This window comes from Pollutimonas rozaliensis, from assembly GCF_048751585.1.
Lineage (GTDB): Bacteria > Pseudomonadota > Gammaproteobacteria > Burkholderiales > Burkholderiaceae_B.
Genome location: NZ_JAZHOB010000151.1, coordinates 1 through 266, shown reverse-complemented (window position 1 = coordinate 266; position 266 = coordinate 1). Strand labels below are relative to the sequence as shown.

1 pseudogene is annotated in these 266 nt (G+C 61.3%); it reads right to left on the bottom strand.

The annotated features are described in order from the left end of the window. A pseudogene (locus V0R37_RS22355) lies at positions 1–266 on the bottom strand (hypothetical protein); the annotation flags it as partial.

The window sequence follows — 266 nt, the reverse complement described above, 5'->3', positions numbered from 1 at the left end:
CCGAACCTTCATGGTTGCCCCAGACGGCGCTGAACTTGTAGTACCAGGGCAGCAGGGAGTTGGAGTTGTTGGCCACGTTGGCCACGCTGAAATCATCCAGCATGTAGCTGGTGGTCAAGCACAGGTAGGCAATGGCCACGAACAGGAACTGGCCGGTTGCCATGGGGTAGCCATAGGCCATCCAGAGGGGGCGGCGGGTGGCGGCTCCCAGCAGCGGCATCACGGCCTGCACGATAGCCATCAATAGCGCGATGACCAGCGCAAAG